The sequence below is a fragment of the uncultured Amphritea sp. genome (assembly GCF_937127095.1).
Lineage (GTDB): Bacteria > Pseudomonadota > Gammaproteobacteria > Pseudomonadales > Balneatricaceae > Amphritea.
The window spans coordinates 24,840-42,442 of the sequence record NZ_CAKZLP010000006.1 but is presented as its reverse complement, the minus strand read 5'-3'; the positions used below and the strand labels follow the sequence as shown (position 1 = coordinate 42,442).

The following is a 17,603-nucleotide window of genomic DNA, read 5'->3' as shown; positions in this document are numbered from 1 at the left end:
GCCGCATAAAACGCCGCCTCACCTTCAAGCATCGCCCTGACATCCAGCACCTGACGCTGAAATTCAGGATTATCACCCAGCGCCACCCCCTGCCCCATCGACATATTAAAATAAGGCTCCAACAGATTCTTGACCCGGGTTTTGCCTCCGTGACGAACCTCAACATACCCTTCAGCTTCCAGCTGCCCCACCGCTTCACGCACCGTCGAGCGGGACATTTGCAGCGACTCAGACATCCGCCGCTGGGATGGCAACTCAGCCCCCGGCAACAGCTCTCCGGTAAACAGGCTTTCTTTCAGTTGCTGTAACAGCGTTTCGCTCAAATTCTGATTCATCGGGATGGCTATCCTGCAAGCTTGGTCAGACCAGTTATCAGTGTAGCATTTCTTTCCCGTCATTCATTAACTATCTTGCATAGCATCAAAGCGGTAGCACCACTGCAAAATCCGCGGCTAAACAGCTCTGCTGACTAAGCGCTACTGACTAAGCACTACTGATAAGCACTACTGATAAGAAATATAAATAAGCCTCTGGCTCATAACGATAAATACGGTAAAGCACATGCCCAATAGATCTTCCGGCCCCCGTGTCGGCCTGTTTGTAACCTGTCTGGCGGATATGTTTCGCCCCTCGGTCGCGTTCGCCACCGTAAAACTACTGGAACAGGCCGGTTGCCAGGTTGAAGTCCCTGAACGTCAAACCTGCTGTGGCCAGCCGGCATTCAACTCAGGTGATCGTAAAACCACAGCGGATATCGCTCGCCAGACCATCGACGCCTTTGACGGTTATGAGTATGTCGTGGGGCCGTCAGGCTCCTGTATCGGCATGCTGCACTACTACCCTGAAGTGTTCGATCCTTCGGACCGTTATTACCAACGCGCCCTGGAGCTGAAAAACCGCAGCTTTGAGATCACCTCATTTCTGTTCGATGTGATCGGTATGGATAGCCTGCAAGAACAACTGAAACAGTTGCAATTTAATCACAAGGTCACCTACCACGACTCCTGCTCAGGCTTGCGCCAGCTAGGCATCAAACAGCAGCCCCGCGAACTGCTCGCTCAGGTTGAAGGGGTTGAGCTGGAAGAGATGGAGGAAGCGGAAACCTGCTGCGGTTTCGGCGGCACCTTCTGTGTCAAATACCCGGAAATATCAAACCGTATGGTCTCAAACAAAACTGATTACATCAGCAATACCGGCGCCCATACGGTGCTGGGTGGCGACCTGGGCTGCCTGTTGAATATGGCTGGCAAGCTGAAGCGCGAAGGTAAAACCATTGAAGCCCGTCACATTGTCGAAGTACTGGCAGGCATGACCGATATTCCCGCCATTGGCGAAGCCGATTACGACCTGGCCCAACAACTTTAAGGAGCGAGACGATGCAAATAAATACCCCGTTCTTTAAACAGCGTGCCCACGATGCGCTGCATGACGCCAACCTGCAAAAGGCACTGGGCAATCTGAAAGCCGGCTTTCCGGAAAAACGCGCTATTGCCGTCAGTCGTATGCCCGAGTTTGAAGAGCTGCGAAATCAGGGCCGTGATCTGAAAAACCATATTATGGAACATCTGGATCTCTATCTGGAGCAGTTCGAAGCCAAAGTGATCGAAAATGGCGGCCATGTTCACTGGGCGCGTACCACTGACGATGCCAACCAGATCATCCTCGATATCTGCAAACAGGTTGATGCTAAAACCGTGACCAAAGGTAAATCGATGGTGACGGAAGAGATCGGCCTGAACGATTTTCTCGAAGCCAACGGCATCCAGCCCGTCGAAACCGACCTCGGTGAATATATCCTGCAGCTGCGCCATGATCATCCCAGCCATATCATTGCACCGGCCATCCACCTGAATCTGGAAGATGTGTCTGAAGCGTTTCATGCCAATCACCACCGGCCTAAATCGATGGACCCTGCGGTGCTGATGCAGGAAGCCCGGGAAGTATTGCGGGAGAAATTTGTCGCCGCCGATGTCGGTATTACCGGTGCTAACTTCTGTGTCGCCGAAAGCGGTTCCACTATCATCGTCACCAACGAAGGCAACGGGGACCTCACCCAAACCCTGCCGAAGACCCATATCGTGGTCACCTCCATCGAAAAGGTCGTGCCGACACTGGAAGATATGACCCTGTTTCTACGTCTGCTGGCCCGGTCAGCAACGGGGCAGGAGTTTTCAGTGTACAACACCCTGTCCACCGGCCCCCGTCGCGAAGGCGACCAGGATGGCCCGGAAAACTTCCATGTGGTACTGGTCGATAATGGCCGCAGCGAGATGGTGGGCACTGAGTTTCAGGATATGCTGCGCTGTATTCGCTGCTCTGCCTGCATGAACCACTGTCCGGTCTATGGCGCAGTCGGCGGCCACAGCTATGGCTGGGTTTACCCCGGCCCGATGGGTTCAGTACTGACACCGCAGATGATCGGCATCGAAAAAGGCGGCATGTTGCCCAATGCCTCAACCTTCTGCGGCAAATGTGAATCGGTCTGCCCGGTAAAAATCCCGCTGCCAAAACTGATGCGGCACTGGCGTGAAGATGAGTTTGAGAAACACCTGCAACCCAAGGCCGCCCGCTATGGTCTGGCGGGCTGGGCATTCCTGGCTAAGCGCCCGGCACTTTATAAACCCTATACCCGTATGGCCAGCTGGCTGATGAAAACCTGGGCCGGAAAAAATGGCCGGATAAAGAAACTGCCGCTCGCAGGAGGCTGGACCGACTGGCGTGATATGCCCGCCCCGCAAGGCAAAACCTTTATGCAAGCCTGGAAAGAGCAACAGAAAGCGGGAGAACAGCCATGAGCGCAGAGAAAAAACCAGCCATGAGCACAAACAATACAACCGCCATGAGCCGTGCAGACATTTTAGGTAATATCCGTCGCGGGCTGAAGCGCAGTCAGGATGACAGCCAACGCCAGCAAACCGTAGCCAACCGCTTAGCGGCCAAAGCCAACAACCTGATTCCAGGCCGGGCGCAGCTGCCGTTTGCTGAACAGGTTGAGCTGTTTAAAGCGATGGCAACCGAAGCGGTGGCAGAACTGATCGAGCTGGACAGCCTCGAACAGGTTCCACAGGCCTGTGCCGACTGGCTTTCCTGTCACAGTTTCAGAGAGTTAATCAGCGCCAGCAACACCGAGCTTAGCCAGTTGGACTGGAGTCCGTTAGAACAACAGCAGATCAGCCGCACCGAGCGCGTGGCGCAGGCCGGCGATATAGCCAGCCTGACACTCAGCTTTGCCGGTATCGCAGAAACCGGCACACTGATGTTGCACTCCGGTGAGCACAGCCCAACCACCCTGAACTTTCTGCCGGATAATCATCTGGTGGTTCTGCGTCGTTCAGCCATTGTCGGCGTTTACGAAGAGGCCTGGAAAAAGCTACGTGAACAGTTCAGTGAGGTACTACCGCGCACCGTCAATATGATTACCGGGCCGTCCCGCAGTGCCGATATTGAGCAAAAGCTGCAGATGGGCGCGCACGGCCCGAAAAAGCTGATCATTCTGCTAATTAATGATTAACTAAACCCTGGTGTGCTGGCCGGAAAAGCGGTCGGCACATCGCATTGTGCTCCTCCCCCCGCTACTGTTATCCCGCCCCCTCTAAACGCAACTCAGCCTCAAAACCCACCCAGCACAAAACCTTACGCTCGCCTGTTTGACGTCAAAAAAATTGATCCTTAACACCGATCTGGGCACTGATATCATGGTTAAATACCCGAAAATACGGTACTAATACCACTTGTTGTAATAACCATGCTCAGAATACAGGAATGCCTTTGTGCAGGCTTTTAAGCAGTACAATCGGGCACACAAGCCCCGTCGACAGATAATCTTTTCAGCAGTAATGTCTCTGTTACTGTTATCTTCCTTTGCCTCAGCAATGGACCTGAGCTCAGAGCCTATCAAACCGATCAAACCCGCCAGTGAGTTAAATCAGGACAAAGTCAGTCTCGGCAGAGACCTGTTTCATGATGCCAGGCTCTCCTCTGATAACACTATCAGCTGCGCCAGCTGTCACTCACTGAAACATGGCGGCGCTGATACAAGCGCTGTATCAACCGGTGTAGGAGGCGCTTTAGGGTCAGCAAACACCCCGACGGTTTATAACAGTAGCCTAAACTTTGTGCAGTTCTGGAACGGGCGCGCAGCCGATCTGTTAGAGCAGGTGAATGGACCGATTCACAACCCGGTTGAGATGAATTCCAACTGGCCGTTAATCGTCAGAAACCTGAGCCAGGACCCCGGTCTGCAAAGCAGGTTTTCAACGCTCTACTCTGATGGACTGAATGCCGGTAATATCCGTGATGCCATTATCGAGTTTGAACGCTCGCTGATAACCCTGAACGCGCCGTTTGACCGCTGGCTCAAAGGTGATGAGTCAGCTATAAGTGATGCGCAAAAACAAGGCTATCGGCTGTTCAAGTCTTATGGCTGCATTAGCTGTCATCAGGGCAGCAACGTGGGCGGCAACATGTATGCCCGTTTCGGCGCAGTGAAAGATATCTCTGAATACTTCAGTGATCGCGGAACCCCTATGAGCGAGACAGATCTGGGACGCTATACCGCTACCAGCGATGCCTTAGACCGCTACCTGTTTAAGGTCCCCAGCCTGCGCCTGGCTTCACGTACCTCTCCATACTTTCATGACGGTTCGGTCACCCGGCTGGAAGATGCGATAAAGATTATGGGGCGCTTTCAGTTAGGCCGGGAGATTCCTGATGAGCATATCACCGCGATCAGCGCGTTTATTAAATCACTGACGGGCGAGCATCCGGAGCTGAGTCGATGATCTGGTTTAAGACACGGCTCTATCTTACCTCGCTATTCGCTATCGTCATGCTGGCCTGCCTGTTTTACCTACTGCATGAGGATCAATCTCAATCGGGCCAGCAGCGCTCTGAAATATTATTACAACTCCAGGTACTGGATAACGCCCTTGATCTGGAAGTGATGCTGATAAGCTCCATGCAACAACAAAACTATGATGAGATCGTCAGGCTGGCCCAACAACTGAAACAGCAGGAAACCGATCCGGATATGGCCCGGCTGTTCCTGGAGCTACCAGCAGAGCTGACGGAAAAACTGAAACAGTATCGCACCACACTGCATCAACGAGTTGCACTGGCTGAACGGATAAAAACACTGGCCTCGACCGCCCGCAACGGTTTGAACTATATGCCGATGCTGGTCGACAGGGTCGCCGAAACTCACAGCGCTCGTTTACCCAAAGTAGAAGCGATCGTTAACCTGCTGTATCAATACCACATTTTCAAAAGTGACCTGGACGCTCTGGAGATTAAGCATCAGCTTGAAACACTCAACGATGATAGCTCTGAAAGCATTGCCGACCTGAAATTCCACATTCAGGCAAACCTGATGGCACAGACGCAGCTGACGCAACTACTGGCGGAATATAAACAGATACCCAATAAAACGGCGTTTAATCAGTTATACAGCGCCTACCTGAGTTACCGTAATAAAGAAGCTCAGCAAACCGAGTATTTCAACTCGGTGCTTATCGGGCTGACTACCGTGCTGATCCTGTTGCTCACTTTTCTCTACCTGCGCTTAATCCGCTCCCATCAACAGACCGAGCAGGTTCGCTTACGCCTGAAAGATGGGGTAGATAACATCCGCGAAGCCTTTGCTCTGTTTGATGCTGAAAACCGACTCATCCTCAGCAACCGCAACTTTTGCAACTACTACCCCTGGATATCGGAGCTGCTAAAACCGGGTACCGATAAGGAGATCATCCAGAGCGCCATCGACGCAAAATGCAGGTATCTGCAAGGCAGCAACTCTGACCTGAGACTGGTGCAACAACTCGACAATGGCAACTACTATCTTTGCAGTAACAGTCCGACTAATGAGGATGGTGAAGTCTGGGTGCGGGTCGATATTACCGAAGCCCGTCGTGGCGAACAGGAGCTGCGTAAACTCTCCAGAGCCCTGGAGCAGAGCCCTGCTGCGGTGGTGATTACCGATACAAACGGCGTCATAGAGTATATCAACCCCAAAGCGGAACAGGTCAGCGGTTATACACTGGAGGAAGTCATCGGCAAACGTCCCAGTGTGTTCAGCTCCGGTGATATATCTCCGGTCAACTATCAGGATATGTGGCAGCAGATGCTCGCCGGAAATGCCTGGCAGGGCACCTTCCTCAACCGGCGGAAGAATGGCCAGCTGTACTGGGAATCGGCAACGATTTCGGCGGTAAGAGACCTGCGCGGAGAGATCACTCACTTTGTCGCCGTGAAGGAGGATATTTCTGAACGGCGCTCCACCGAAGAGCAGCTGCGGATGAATGCCGCCGTCTTTGAAACCACCAATGAAGGCATCATCATCACCACACCGGATGCCCGGATCATCTCAGTTAACCCTGCGTTTACCCATATTACCGGCTACACAGCGGAAGAGGTGATTGGCAAAACCCCGCAAATATTCCAGTCGGGCAAACAGAAAGAGAACTTTTATCAGGAGATGTGGCAAACACTGGAACAGGATGGCAGCTGGTCAGGCGAGGTGTGGAATAAACGCCGCAACGGCTCGGTTTATCCTCAGTGGCTGTCGATCGCCGCCGTAAGAAACAGCGACGGACAGTTGGAACAGTATGTTGCCGTGTTCTCTGATATGACACAGCGAAAAAATGACGAAGATAAAATTCGTCAACAAGCCAATTTTGACGCCCTCACCTCACTGCCCAACCGGATTATGCTCAAACGGGAGCTGGAGCAAATCCAGCAGCTTTGCGATCAAAGCGGTGAAAGCTTCGCCCTGCTGTTTATCGACCTTGACCGCTTCAAAGCGGTGAACGATACCCTTGGGCACTCTGTTGGCGATGAGATGCTACAACAGGTGAGCCTGAGACTGGCATCGGTCATCCGCGATACGGACCTGCTGACCCGCTTCGGCGGTGATGAATTTGTTATCGTACTGCAGAAAATCGCCGACCCTGAAGATGCGGCGCAAACAGCACAACGGGTAATAGAGGTATTAAAACCCCCTTTCCAGCTGGCAGCGCGGTCGCTTTATATCGGTGCCAGCGTAGGCATCTCTTGCTATCCCAACGATGCCAGCAATGGTGATTCGATGCTGCGCAATGCCGATATGGCGATGTATCTGGCAAAAGACAGGGGCCGTAATCAATATCAGTTCTTTAACGCTGAGATGCGTGAGCACGTTAGGAACAAGACCGATCTTGAACAAGCTCTGCGACTGGCATTGGAACGCAACGAATTTGAACTTTATTACCAACCGATCTGCAATCTGAAGCGGCGCAAAGTCGTCGCGGTTGAAGCGTTGATTCGCTGGCATCAACCCGACCAGGGCCTTATTGGTCCGGGTGAGTTTATTCCACTGGCGGAGGAAACCGGGCTCATACAGCCAATAGGATTGTGGGTTCTGCAGCGCAGCTGTGAACAAATGCAGCAATGGCAAAAACTGGGAATCGATGATCTGCTGATATCCGTCAATGTATCCAGTAATCAGCGTCATCTGGGATTCGATGCCCAGGTGGCAGAGAATATTATCAGCAAGGCTGGTGCTGACCCGCGAAAACTGGTCTTTGAGATCACTGAAAGCATGTTCCTCGACAGCTCCGATGAGGGGGTAACCTGGCTCAACCAGTTCAAAGCGCTGGGGGCTCAGCTGGCGATTGATGACTTCGGCACCGGTTATTCATCTCTCAGTTATCTCAAGCAGTTCCCTATTGATAAGCTGAAAATAGACCGTGCATTCGTCCGCGACCTGCCCGATAACAAGGAAGATGCGTCACTGGTCAGCGCGATTATTGCGATGTCTCAGAGTCTCAATCTGGAGCTGATCGCTGAAGGGGTGGAGACACTAGAACAACTGCAATATTTGCACGAACTCAACTGTGCCAATATCCAGGGATTCCTGCTCAGCAAGCCGGTGACGGCAGAACAACTTCCTGGGGTTATCGAGCGGATAGAGTCTTCATTCCCGGCATTGACATCCGCGGACTATGAAATTTAGGCATCGGCTAAAAACACTCAACCAAGAACAGAGATAAAAAAACCGCCAAATCGGCGGTTTTAATGACAGTTTTGATCAACGCTTTTATCAACGTCGGCTCAGGCCATGATGTCGATATTCTGTCCCAGCGAGGACGTAGGATCGACGGCAGTGATCGCTGCACTTTCCAGCAATTGCAGAGCCATTGCCCCTTGCATATCAATATTATCTTTTACTTTGCCAGCAACAGCCAGTGCAACGTCGTTCTGTAACGAGGCTTGCTGATATGCTGAAGCGGAAGCTGCTGTTATTTCCATCGTGATACTCCTACTCGATATGCAATATATCGGCAGTGAACAGAAAACTTGAGCGTCTTATCAAACAAAAAAAGATTATTTTATAACTCACTCACCTCTGACAGCGCACCGCAACGTTGTTCAAGTGCCAACTGGATAAAGTCACGAATGCCGGGGAGACTGCGGCGGTTTTTCATCCATACGACATGTTCTATCACCTCATCCGTAGCCTCTTTAATCGGTATCACAATCAAACGCGAATCGGGGCGAATATCCTGCTCCAGCGCAAACCCCACCCCCAATCCATGACTCACCGCCTCTGACATATCCAGCCGGCCATCGACCACCACATTACCGGATACCGTCAGTTGATGCCGACCAAACAGTTCTTCCAGCAATTGCTGGGTGCAGGCTTCCGGTTTATAGACGATCAGCGGCTCTGTGGCCAGATCTTTTACCGACAGAGCAGTCCTTAGTGCCAACGGATGATCCGGCCGCAATACCGCCACCAGCCGGTGCGATGAAAACGCCAGACGGGAAAGCTCGCTGTTCTCATCCAACAAAGGAAACAAACCGATATCAACCTCACGATTCAGCACCAGTGCCCGGCACTCAGAGGTGGTAACCGACTTTATTTTCAGCGTCGTCAGCGGGAACCGGCGACTGAACTCTGCAATCAGCGGCATAAAAATGATCGATGAAGCATTAGCGACCTGCAGGGTCATCTTACCGGGACTCAGTGTCGGGTTAGACAGCACCTCAATCGCTGCTTCCAGATCATGATACTGCCGGGTGATCTGATACAGCTGATGCCCCAGATCTGTTGCCCGTACCCCCTTACTCAGGCGTTCCAGCAAGGGCGCAGTGAAGCGGGATTCCAGTTTACGAATCTGTGCGGTAATCGCCGGTTGACTCACCTCCAGCAGATCCGCCGCCCGGGTAAAATTACCCGCCTGCAGGGTCGCATTGAAGGCCCGGATCTCGGCCATAGAATAGTCCATATTAAATCCGCTCCTGCACAAATCCGTTTACTGATCGCCCGTCATGTGACCCATCGAATGGATGATCAAACTGCTCGTCGAACTGCTCAGCAATCTGCAACAGATCCGGGGTGCGCGAAGACCGTCCCTCCGGTGAGTTCAGCAGCGGGATAGAGGCGATCAGTTTCTGGGTATAGTCCTGTTGCGGATCAAGGAAGATCTGCCGCACCGTGCCCTGCTCCACCAGTTCGCCATAGCGCATCACACATACCCAATCACACAGATTGGCGATCACACTCAGGTCATGGGAGATAAACAGAATGGTCAGCCCCAGCTCATCTTTCAGTTCCTTCAACAGATTCAGAATTTCCGCCTGAATCGACACGTCCAGTGCAGCGACCGATTCATCCGCAACTATAAATTTGGGTTTGCAGATCAATGCCCGGGCGATGCTGATGCGCTGTCGCTGACCACCGGAAAACGCATGGGGAAAACGGCGCAGATGCTCCACCTCAATATGGCAGCGTTTCGCCACTTCGATCACCAGCTGATCGGTCTCGGCGCGGTTTTTAGTCAGTTTCATCGCCTCCAGCGGTTCAGCAATAATATCCCGCACGGTCATGCGCGGGTTTAGCGAACTGTACGGGTCCTGAAACACCAACTGGGCGGTGCGCGCCAGCCGTTTACGTTTAATCGGTTTGCCCACACCAAACTTCACTTTCTTTTTCGTGTGATGATATTCAACATGACCGCTGCTGATCGGCGCTGCGCCCAGCATCGCCTTACCCAGCGAGGTTTTCCCGGAACCGCTCTCGCCGACTAAACCGATAATCTGTCCTTCCGGCAGATCCAGACTGATATTCTTCACCGCGGTAAACAGCTCAGTTTTACGCCCGTTACCCGACACCGGATAACTGATCGACAGATCTTTCACCGACAACAGCGGCTCTGGGGTATGCTTCGGTGCTTCCGGCAGATTTTCCAGATGCGGCAAAGCATCCAGCAAGCGGCGGGTATAGGGGTGTTGTGGCTGAAACAGTACCTGGTCAGCGCTGCCCGCCTCGACGACTTCGCCCCGCTGCATCACGGTGACATTGTCCGCGATTTTGGAAACCACCCCCAGATCGTGGGTAATAAACAGCATCGCCATCCCCAGTTGCTCCCGCAGCTCCATCATCAGCTCCAGCACCTGCGCCTGAATCGTCACATCCAGCGCGGTGGTCGGCTCATCGGCGATCAGCAGTTTCGGTTGGGTTGATAGTGCCATGGCGATCATCGCCCGCTGACGCATGCCGCCGGACAGTTCAAACACATACTGATCAAAGCGTTTCGCCGGATCGACAATGCCGACCCGGTCAAACAGTTCGATACCGGCACGGCGGGCCTGATCTTTGTCATAGCCCAGATGGATCTGCATGGTCTGAATAATCTGATCACTGATACGGATCGCCGGGGCAAAACTGGCCATCGGTTCCTGAAAGATCATCGACACCGCATCACCGCGCACCAGCCGCAGATCACGACCGCGCAGTTTCAGAATGTTCACATCCTGCCCCTGATGGTTCAGGGTAATCTGGCTGGGATGCTGAATCACCGCATTCCCCGGTGCCAGACGCATAATGGTCTTAGCGGTGATCGATTTACCCGACCCACTCTCGCCCACCAGCCCCATCACCTCTCCGGGACGGATGCTTAGATTGAGGTTATCCACCGCCCTTACCAACCCTTCATCGGTATGGAAGTCGATGGTCAGATCGCGAATCTCAAGTAAATTTCTGCTCACAGTCATCACTTCTTCTCCGAATAGGGGTCAGCGGCATCGCGCAGTGCATCACCGACAAACACAAACGCCATAATCAGGAACACAAACACCAGCACCGGAAAGAACTGCCAGACCATATTCTGCTGAATATCCGGGTCCTGCGCTTTTTGCAGCAGCACCCCCAGACTGTTGACCGGCTCGGTCAGTCCCAGCCCGAGGAAGCTGAGGCTGGTTTCCGCCAGAATCACATAGGGGAAGTTAATCAGGGTGTCGACGATGATATAACTGGTAAAACTGGGGATCAGATGGCGCCAGATAATCCGCCAGGTGCTGGAACCACACAGCTGTGCCGCCAGCACATAATCCTGATTACGTTCCGTCAGAATATGGGTACGCAGACGCCGCCCCAGAGTGGCAAAATCCAGTGAGCCAATCACCACAGCGATGGCGAAGTAGCGCTGCACCGGGGTCAGATCGAGCTGTGCCAGCGCCACCGCACAGGCAAGATAGATGGGGATTGGTGGAATCACCCGTACCGCTTCAGTAATGCTCATCATGATGGTGTCGACCCGACCACCGAAATAACCGCTGACACCGCCGACAAACAGCGAAACAAACAGTTTTACCACCAGCGCCACAATGGCGATACTGATGGTCACCCAGATCGCGTGCAGGGTACGACTGAAGACATCTTTACCGTCCTCATCGGTGCCCATCAGATGAATCTGTCCCTGCTCAACGCCGAACAGATGCCGGTCCCAGCGAAGGTCCAGATTCAGCCCGCCAACACTCAGATCGATCAGACTGTATTCCCAGCCTTTAACAAAGAACTGAAGATAGCGACGCTTCTCTTTATCCACCTCAAACTGGTTCTGACTGGAGGAGGTCAGCGCGCCGCTGGAGGTAAACGCATCGAGGGCATCCAGCCCGCCACCGGCCAGCGCTTTCAGATCAATTTTGCTTTTCGCTTTGGTATAGGTATAGCTGAACGGTCGCAGCGAGAAGCCATTATCATCCCAGAGATAGACCGCCTGTGGCACACCGCGACGGTATTCAGCATCGGCGCCGCGAATGGTCGGATCGACCGGCGAGAAAAATCCGGCAAAAAAGCCCATCAGCACCAGCGTACCCAATATCCAGGCAGCCACCACCCCGGAGGTTTTACGTTTAAAGCGTGCCTTAATCAGCGCCAGTTGTCCGGCGGTGTAGTAAGACTCATCGTTTTTTGGCTTCTGTTTACGCCGGAAGCGGGCTAACAGTGCAGTCATCATCAGTTCCCCAACACACTCTTACGTACACGTGGATCGATCGCCGCCAGCACCACATCGGTTATAAAGTTCATACTGATCACCACCAGCGCCACCAGAAACAGAATACCGGCGGCCAGTTCCTGATCGTTAGTCATGGACAGCGCCTCAATCAGCAATGCCGCCGAATCGGTCAGACCGATGACGATCGCCACAATCGGCAGATCATTAAACACCCGCTGAAAATCAAAACCGATGGAGTTAAACAGCGGACTGATAGAGTGCCGCACCGGATAGCCAGCCCAGAGAGCAATACCATCGACACCCCGGGCCCGGGCCGCATCGACATAGAGTTTGTTTGATTCATCCACCACCAGGGCGCGCACGGTTTGCAGTTGCAGCGCGGTCGCCGACCAGCCGATCACAAAGATCGGCAACCAGATATGGCCGAGAAAGTCATACAGTTTTCCGGTGCTAAAACCATCAACGCCAAACCAGGGCACGTTAGCCCACTGGTCGGAAAACAGCCCGGTGGGCATCGGCTCACCGGCAAACACATAGAGCAGAATAATGGTGAGTGCTAACAAGAAGTTAGGCAGTGCCAGGCCCAGATAACTGATAATACGCAATAGCAGATCAACCACTTTTTGCAGGCTGAGAATCACCGTGCCAAGCAGCTGTTCGGCTTTGCTATGTTGCGGATTCTTATCCGTCCAGGATTTATTAATGGTGAAAGCCGACAGAATGCCAAACGGCACCGCGATCAGATAAGCGAACACCAACCCGGCGATACAGAACATAAAGCTCATCCAGAAGCGGTTGCCCAGCGCCAGATTAACCGACTGTCGCTTAGCACAACTAAAGCCCAGATCGCCGCGCAGGGTCAGGTTGGTGACCCAGCGGCCCCAGCGTTCCGGCAACGACTTATCCAGCCCCATGCGCACCCGTTCCGCCTGAATATCCGCCTGGGTGATGGTCTCACCCTGGGTGTTTTTATAGGCCATATACTTCTCGGCACAGTCGCCTGGCAACACTTCCATCAGCGAAAATACAATGCCACTTACCAACAGCAGGGTTGCCAGCGCCAGCAGATAACGATTGAACACATAATTAAAATACTGACTGTCGCGGCCACTCCACCAGAGCAGGCCACCGACGCTGAGGAGAATCCACAGCAGCCAGGTATCAGATAAGAATTGCATCATTTCGATAAGACTCCGTCCTGAGCTTACTAACCCTATTTCCAGATCTCATTTTCTAAACCCGGGCTTACAGGCTTAGTGTTTGCAGACTTAGAATTTCCAGATATGAGAATTGGGTTAGTAAACTGCTACATAGTTAAACGACTCACTTAAATAACAGCCGGTATAACAGCTAAAAGGAGAGGCATAGCCCCTCCCTTTTTTAAAGCCACTTCTGCTTACTGTTTAGCCACACCGTCAGTGCTCAGGAACCACTGAGACGGCAGGTATGGGTACATGCGATAGAACTCATACGAGGAGGTCTTAGGCACTTCAAAGTTAGCCAGTGCGTTGCTGCGATAGACCGGAGAAACCGCTTTCACAGTCCCCAGAATAAACAGGTCATCCACTACTTTGTCGGCGATCTGACTGCCCACCTTGTTGGACTCTTCGGTACCCGCTTTCAGGGTCACGAAGCGATCCGTCAGTTTCTTCATCTCAGCGACAGTCGCAGGCGGGGCAACACCTTCAGCACCGTTAGTGTCCAGATACTGAGACCACAACATACCGGTCCGCAGGTCGAAAAAGCTGCCATACGGTGGTACCAGTGTTTCAGTGTTAGAAGCGATATTAGCCAGTGGACGGCCCATCACCCAGCTCAGCACGCTCAGGTCGTTCGCGGTTTGAGAGTTACGGTATTCGTCAGAAGTGACCTCTTTGATGGTGGTTTTAACACCCACATCGCTCCAGCTCTTCGCCACGATCTCAACCACTTCAGAGGGAGTCCCCTGAGTGGCGTACTGGATGTTCAGCTCAAACTTCTTACCGGATGGCAGATCACGCAGGCCATCACCGTCTTTATCCACAACACCGGCTTTATCCAGCAGCTCAGCGGCCAGTTTCTGATCAAACTGAATCCAGCTGTTTTTCTGCTTTTCAGTGATGAATGGCGTGGTATCAGCGTCAAAGCCGGTGTACTGCGTGGGTGTACCCAGTCCGAAATAGGCGATCTCGTTGATCTGGTTACGATCCATAGCAACCGACATCGCCCGACGGAAGTTAACGTCATTAAACACCGCCCGCTTCTCAACATCTTTATCGGTCAGGTTGAAGGCAAAGGTGGTCTGAGCAATCGTCGGGCGCAGTGCCACGTCATATTTACCCTGGCCTTTGTTTTCCAGCAGCACCGGTGCCTGTGGCAGGTTAACCGCCTGCGCTTTATAGTCCACTTCACCGGAGATCAGCTTAGCGGTCTGAATATCTTCATCACCGATATAAACTTCATTGATCTCGTTGATATACGGCAGCTGGTTTCCGGCAGTATCGACCTGGAAGAAGTATGGGTTAGCCACCAGGTGACGTTTTTCCAGGGTATCTTCAACCACCAGATGCGACTCAAGGGTCGGCATAACAGCGGTGTAGCCTGCTTTAACCAGACGTTCAGTCGCAGCTTTATCTTTCAGTAGCGGTGTAGGGATATCTTTCCAGTCAGACTGACCGTAATAGAAGTTAACCAGCGCATAGCCATCGTCGAAGCCCAGCGATTTCGCCAGTGTATCGGCATCTTTGTTAAACGCCGGGTGGAATTTTTCTAACAGGTGCTTTGGCAGGAACGGCTGAGCATAATCCTGAGCAAAGTTATCCAGATAACCCGGAGCCGGCTCATTCATGGTGAACTGAACCGTAGTGTCGTTTAGCGCTTCAACTTTCACCGGCTTACCGGCAGAGAGGAAGCGATCCTTTGGCTTCTCAATAACATGGCTGTCCATCAGCATGTTGTTGTACCAGAAGGCGATATCAGCAGCGGTGAACGGTACACCATCAGACCACTTATGGCCTTTACGCAGATTCACTTTCAGTACGGTGAAGTCAGCGTTCCATTCCCAGGATTTCGCAACGTTGGGCACAACGGTTGCCAGGTCATCGCTGAAACGTACCAGGTTAACATGACGTACAGACAACAGATCAGAGGTACCTGATTCAGTTGCTTTAGAGATACCCTTCAGTACACCGCCATAGACGCCAATGCTCTGGTAAGGCGCAATCACTAACGGCTCCTGCGGCAGACGCTGGGCCAGAGGTAACAGTTTAGGGTTACCGGCTATGCGACTGTTCAGCTGGCTAATCGCCGGGTTTTCACTGAAGCTCAGTGTGCAGCCCTGTTTGCTTTCAAATTCAGCTTTCTCAAACAGATGAGGATAGGCACCACCCGCGTCGGGTCCGGTAACAGCCGGGCATGCAGCCAGTGCGTTACCCGCCATCAGTGCCATAGCACCTGCGATGAAAAGTTTAGACATGGTTTTGCTCCTGTCGTGATAAGGGTTGATCGTGGGTTGGGGTAGATCGGTTTAGCTGCGGCGCAGTCCATCTCGGAGCTGTCCATTTCGGAGCTATCCATTGCAGCACTGGCCAGTTGCGCTGACTGGCAATCGCCATCAGCGCGGTGTCGGGGTTAGCCGCCACCGGGAATTCAACCTGCTCAAGTAGCGGCAGATCATTGATTGAATCACTGTAAAACAGCGCACCGTCGAGGGATTCCTGCTGATCAGTCAGCCAACTGTTTAAGCGGGTCACCTTGCCTTCGCGGAAAGTCGGCACACCACGGACATCTCCGGTATAAAAGTTATTCTCAGTCTGCAGCTGAATCGCCAGCAGATCACTGACCCCCAGCTGGGCAGCCACCGCCTTAACGATAAATTCGGAGGTAGCGGAGATAATCAGCGGCCGCAGCCCCTGCTGTTGATAATCCGCCAGCAACTGTTGTGCTTCGGGATAGATACGAGGCACGATATAGCGTTCAACAAAGCGCGGCATCAGCGCGTCAATCTGATCGACAGACAGATGCTTCACCGGCTCAATCAGAAAGCGGATGTAGTCAGCCAACACCAGTGTCTGGGCGTGGTAGCGCTCCATCATCAGGGCGTCCTGCTGCAGAAAGTCGGCCGCAGCGATCCCCTCATCCACGAGAAACTGGCAGAACAGGGTGCAGCTATCGCCGGCTAACAGGGTCTCATCCAGATCAAAGATCGCCAGGGTCATCGGTTCAGCCCTTGATTAAGCTCTTTGCTAAGCTCTTGATTAAGCAGCGCAGCCGCCACCGGCTTCTGATGGCCTTCAATTCCCAGCAGTTCACACACCGTACCGCACAGTTCAAGCTGCCGCGGCGCGGCATCTGCATCATGTGAGAAGCCATCACCAATCACATAGAGGGGGACTTCACGCTCCTCTGCCAGGGTGCCGCCGTGGCTTTTGTCGATATTCATGCCGTGGTCAGCGGTGATCAGAATCTGATAACCCGCTTCGATCCACTGCACCAGATGTTCTGATAGATGGGTATCGGAATGGCGGGCGGTGTTGCGATAGTGAGCACTATCTAACCCGGCCCGATGACCCGCATCGTCGATATTCATTGGATGCACTAAGAGAAAATCGGGATCATGGTGACGGCGCAGCCATTCAGCGTCCAGATAGAGATGACTGTCAGGGTATTGATCCTGATGGTAGAAGATACCGTGCTGTATCAGCAGCTCAGGATCATTAGTAAAACGATCCCGCACCGCATCGTAAGGGCAACGGTTATACAGTTCACTAAACCAGTGATAGGCCGCCGCCGCGGTGGTCAGACCTGACTGACGGGCGAGACTGAAGACACTCTGCTGATCAGAGTTACGGATAATATGGTTGTGGACAATACCGCTATCGGCCGGTGCCACGCCGGTCAGAATCGCTTCATACAGCGGCCGTGACATCGATGGCAGTTCACACTGCACTTTATACAGCGTTGCCCTGCACTTTTTAGTCGGGCTTTGTTCAACCAACCCCTGGGTAAATCCCATACACTGCTGCGCGGTCTCATAGGCAAGACCATCCAGCACCACCAGTATCACTTTGTTCGACATATCTTCAACCTGACCCGAATTTCACATCATGGGTCAGAAGCTTACGGACGAATTGTGAATCCCAGAGGACAGATAAAAGATATTTTTATTACAACCCTATATAAAAGGTTGTAAGGCAAAGTTTTAGTTATACATCTGAATGATGAGTTACGTTGAAAGAGGCCATTGAGCGCCCTTACTGAAAGGCAGTCGTAGGCAGAAAAAGCAAACTAAACCGATAGCAAACGCTATCTGGCAGCAGAAGCAAGGTAGCGGCGTCTGAGTGACCCCAT

At 52.7% G+C, this 17,603-nt stretch carries 14 protein-coding genes; 5 read left to right on the top strand and 9 right to left on the bottom strand.

Features of this window, described 5'->3' with window-relative positions:
• Positions 1-335, bottom strand: a 335-nt coding sequence (locus tag Q0499_RS01065) for a GntR family transcriptional regulator (protein WP_299195008.1), incomplete at its 3' end; no start/stop codon positions are given.
• Positions 336-561: 226 nt separating this feature from the next.
• On the opposite strand from Q0499_RS01065, the gene Q0499_RS01060 reads away from it, so the two are divergent.
• From Q0499_RS01060 to Q0499_RS01040, 5 genes are all read left to right on the top strand, one after another.
• Complete coding sequence (locus tag Q0499_RS01060) at positions 562-1,365, top strand: (Fe-S)-binding protein (protein ID WP_299195005.1); 804 nt, start codon at positions 562-564, stop codon at positions 1,363-1,365.
• A gap of 11 nt (positions 1,366-1,376) precedes the next feature.
• A complete protein-coding gene (locus Q0499_RS01055) occupies positions 1,377-2,795 on the top strand; it encodes a LutB/LldF family L-lactate oxidation iron-sulfur protein (protein ID WP_299195002.1) in 1,419 nt (472 codons plus the stop codon).
• Positions 2,792-3,511 carry an LUD domain-containing protein gene (locus Q0499_RS01050; RefSeq protein WP_299194999.1) on the top strand — a complete coding sequence of 240 codons (720 nt, stop codon included), beginning with the start codon at positions 2,792-2,794 and terminating at the stop codon, positions 3,509-3,511. The genes Q0499_RS01055 and Q0499_RS01050 overlap by 4 nt, the downstream gene beginning before the upstream one ends.
• A gap of 259 nt (positions 3,512-3,770) precedes the next feature.
• Positions 3,771-4,781 carry a cytochrome c peroxidase gene (locus Q0499_RS01045; RefSeq protein ID WP_299194996.1) on the top strand — a complete coding sequence of 337 codons (1,011 nt, stop codon included), beginning with the start codon at positions 3,771-3,773 and terminating at the stop codon, positions 4,779-4,781.
• Positions 4,778-7,987 carry an EAL domain-containing protein gene (locus Q0499_RS01040; RefSeq protein WP_299194993.1) on the top strand — a complete coding sequence of 1,070 codons (3,210 nt, stop codon included), beginning with the start codon at positions 4,778-4,780 and terminating at the stop codon, positions 7,985-7,987. Before Q0499_RS01045 ends, Q0499_RS01040 begins: the two co-directional genes overlap by 4 nt.
• Before the next feature lie 98 nt (positions 7,988-8,085).
• On the opposite strand, the gene Q0499_RS01035 is transcribed toward Q0499_RS01040, so the two are convergent.
• The 8 genes from Q0499_RS01035 to Q0499_RS01000 form a co-directional block, all read right to left on the bottom strand.
• Complete coding sequence (locus Q0499_RS01035) at positions 8,086-8,283, bottom strand: putative motility protein (RefSeq protein ID WP_299194991.1); 198 nt, start codon at positions 8,281-8,283, stop codon at positions 8,086-8,088.
• Positions 8,284-8,363: 80 nt separating this feature from the next.
• Positions 8,364-9,263, bottom strand: a complete 900-nt coding sequence (locus tag Q0499_RS01030) for a LysR family transcriptional regulator (protein WP_299194989.1) — start codon at positions 9,261-9,263, stop codon at positions 8,364-8,366.
• Position 9,264: 1 nt separating this feature from the next.
• Entirely contained in the window at positions 9,265-11,031 is a 1,767-nt protein-coding gene (locus Q0499_RS01025; protein ID WP_299194986.1) for an ABC transporter ATP-binding protein, read from the bottom strand.
• The gene (locus Q0499_RS01020; RefSeq protein ID WP_299194983.1) at positions 11,031-12,272 is read right to left on the bottom strand and encodes an ABC transporter permease; all 1,242 of its coding nucleotides are present in this window, start codon (positions 12,270-12,272) and stop codon (positions 11,031-11,033) included. Before Q0499_RS01020 ends, Q0499_RS01025 begins: the two co-directional genes overlap by 1 nt.
• Before the next feature lie 2 nt (positions 12,273-12,274).
• Positions 12,275-13,456, bottom strand: a complete 1,182-nt coding sequence (locus Q0499_RS01015) for an ABC transporter permease (protein WP_299194981.1) — start codon at positions 13,454-13,456, stop codon at positions 12,275-12,277.
• Between the two features lie 215 nt (positions 13,457-13,671).
• A complete protein-coding gene (locus Q0499_RS01010; RefSeq protein ID WP_299194978.1) occupies positions 13,672-15,729 on the bottom strand; it encodes an ABC transporter substrate-binding protein in 2,058 nt (685 codons plus the stop codon).
• The gene (locus tag Q0499_RS01005; RefSeq protein WP_299194975.1) at positions 15,722-16,471 is read right to left on the bottom strand and encodes an HAD family hydrolase; all 750 of its coding nucleotides are present in this window, start codon (positions 16,469-16,471) and stop codon (positions 15,722-15,724) included. Before Q0499_RS01005 ends, Q0499_RS01010 begins: the two co-directional genes overlap by 8 nt.
• A complete protein-coding gene (locus tag Q0499_RS01000) occupies positions 16,468-17,331 on the bottom strand; it encodes an alkaline phosphatase family protein (protein ID WP_299194972.1) in 864 nt (287 codons plus the stop codon). Before Q0499_RS01000 ends, Q0499_RS01005 begins: the two co-directional genes overlap by 4 nt.
• Between the last annotated feature and the right edge of the window lie 272 nt (positions 17,332-17,603).

Bases quoted from the DNA above. Each gene is read 5' to 3' on its own strand.
- Q0499_RS01055 (WP_299195002.1), top strand. From the start codon at position 1,377: ATGCAAATAAATACCCCGTTCTTTAAACAGCGTGCCCACGATGCGCTG.
- Q0499_RS01010 (WP_299194978.1), bottom strand. From the start codon at position 15,729: ATGTCTAAACTTTTCATCGCAGGTGCTATGGCACTGATGGCGGGTAAC.
- Q0499_RS01005 (WP_299194975.1), bottom strand. From the start codon at position 16,471: ATGACCCTGGCGATCTTTGATCTGGATGAGACCCTGTTAGCCGGCGAT.
- Q0499_RS01050 (WP_299194999.1), top strand. From the start codon at position 2,792: ATGAGCGCAGAGAAAAAACCAGCCATGAGCACAAACAATACAACCGCC.
- Q0499_RS01000 (WP_299194972.1), bottom strand. From the start codon at position 17,331: ATGTCGAACAAAGTGATACTGGTGGTGCTGGATGGTCTTGCCTATGAG.
- Q0499_RS01035 (WP_299194991.1), bottom strand. From the start codon at position 8,283: ATGGAAATAACAGCAGCTTCCGCTTCAGCATATCAGCAAGCCTCGTTA.
- Q0499_RS01040 (WP_299194993.1), top strand. From the start codon at position 4,778: ATGATCTGGTTTAAGACACGGCTCTATCTTACCTCGCTATTCGCTATC.
- Q0499_RS01015 (WP_299194981.1), bottom strand. From the start codon at position 13,456: ATGATGCAATTCTTATCTGATACCTGGCTGCTGTGGATTCTCCTCAGC.
- Q0499_RS01030 (WP_299194989.1), bottom strand. From the start codon at position 9,263: ATGGACTATTCTATGGCCGAGATCCGGGCCTTCAATGCGACCCTGCAG.
- Q0499_RS01020 (WP_299194983.1), bottom strand. From the start codon at position 12,272: ATGACTGCACTGTTAGCCCGCTTCCGGCGTAAACAGAAGCCAAAAAAC.
- Q0499_RS01025 (WP_299194986.1), bottom strand. From the start codon at position 11,031: ATGACTGTGAGCAGAAATTTACTTGAGATTCGCGATCTGACCATCGAC.
- Q0499_RS01060 (WP_299195005.1), top strand. From the start codon at position 562: ATGCCCAATAGATCTTCCGGCCCCCGTGTCGGCCTGTTTGTAACCTGT.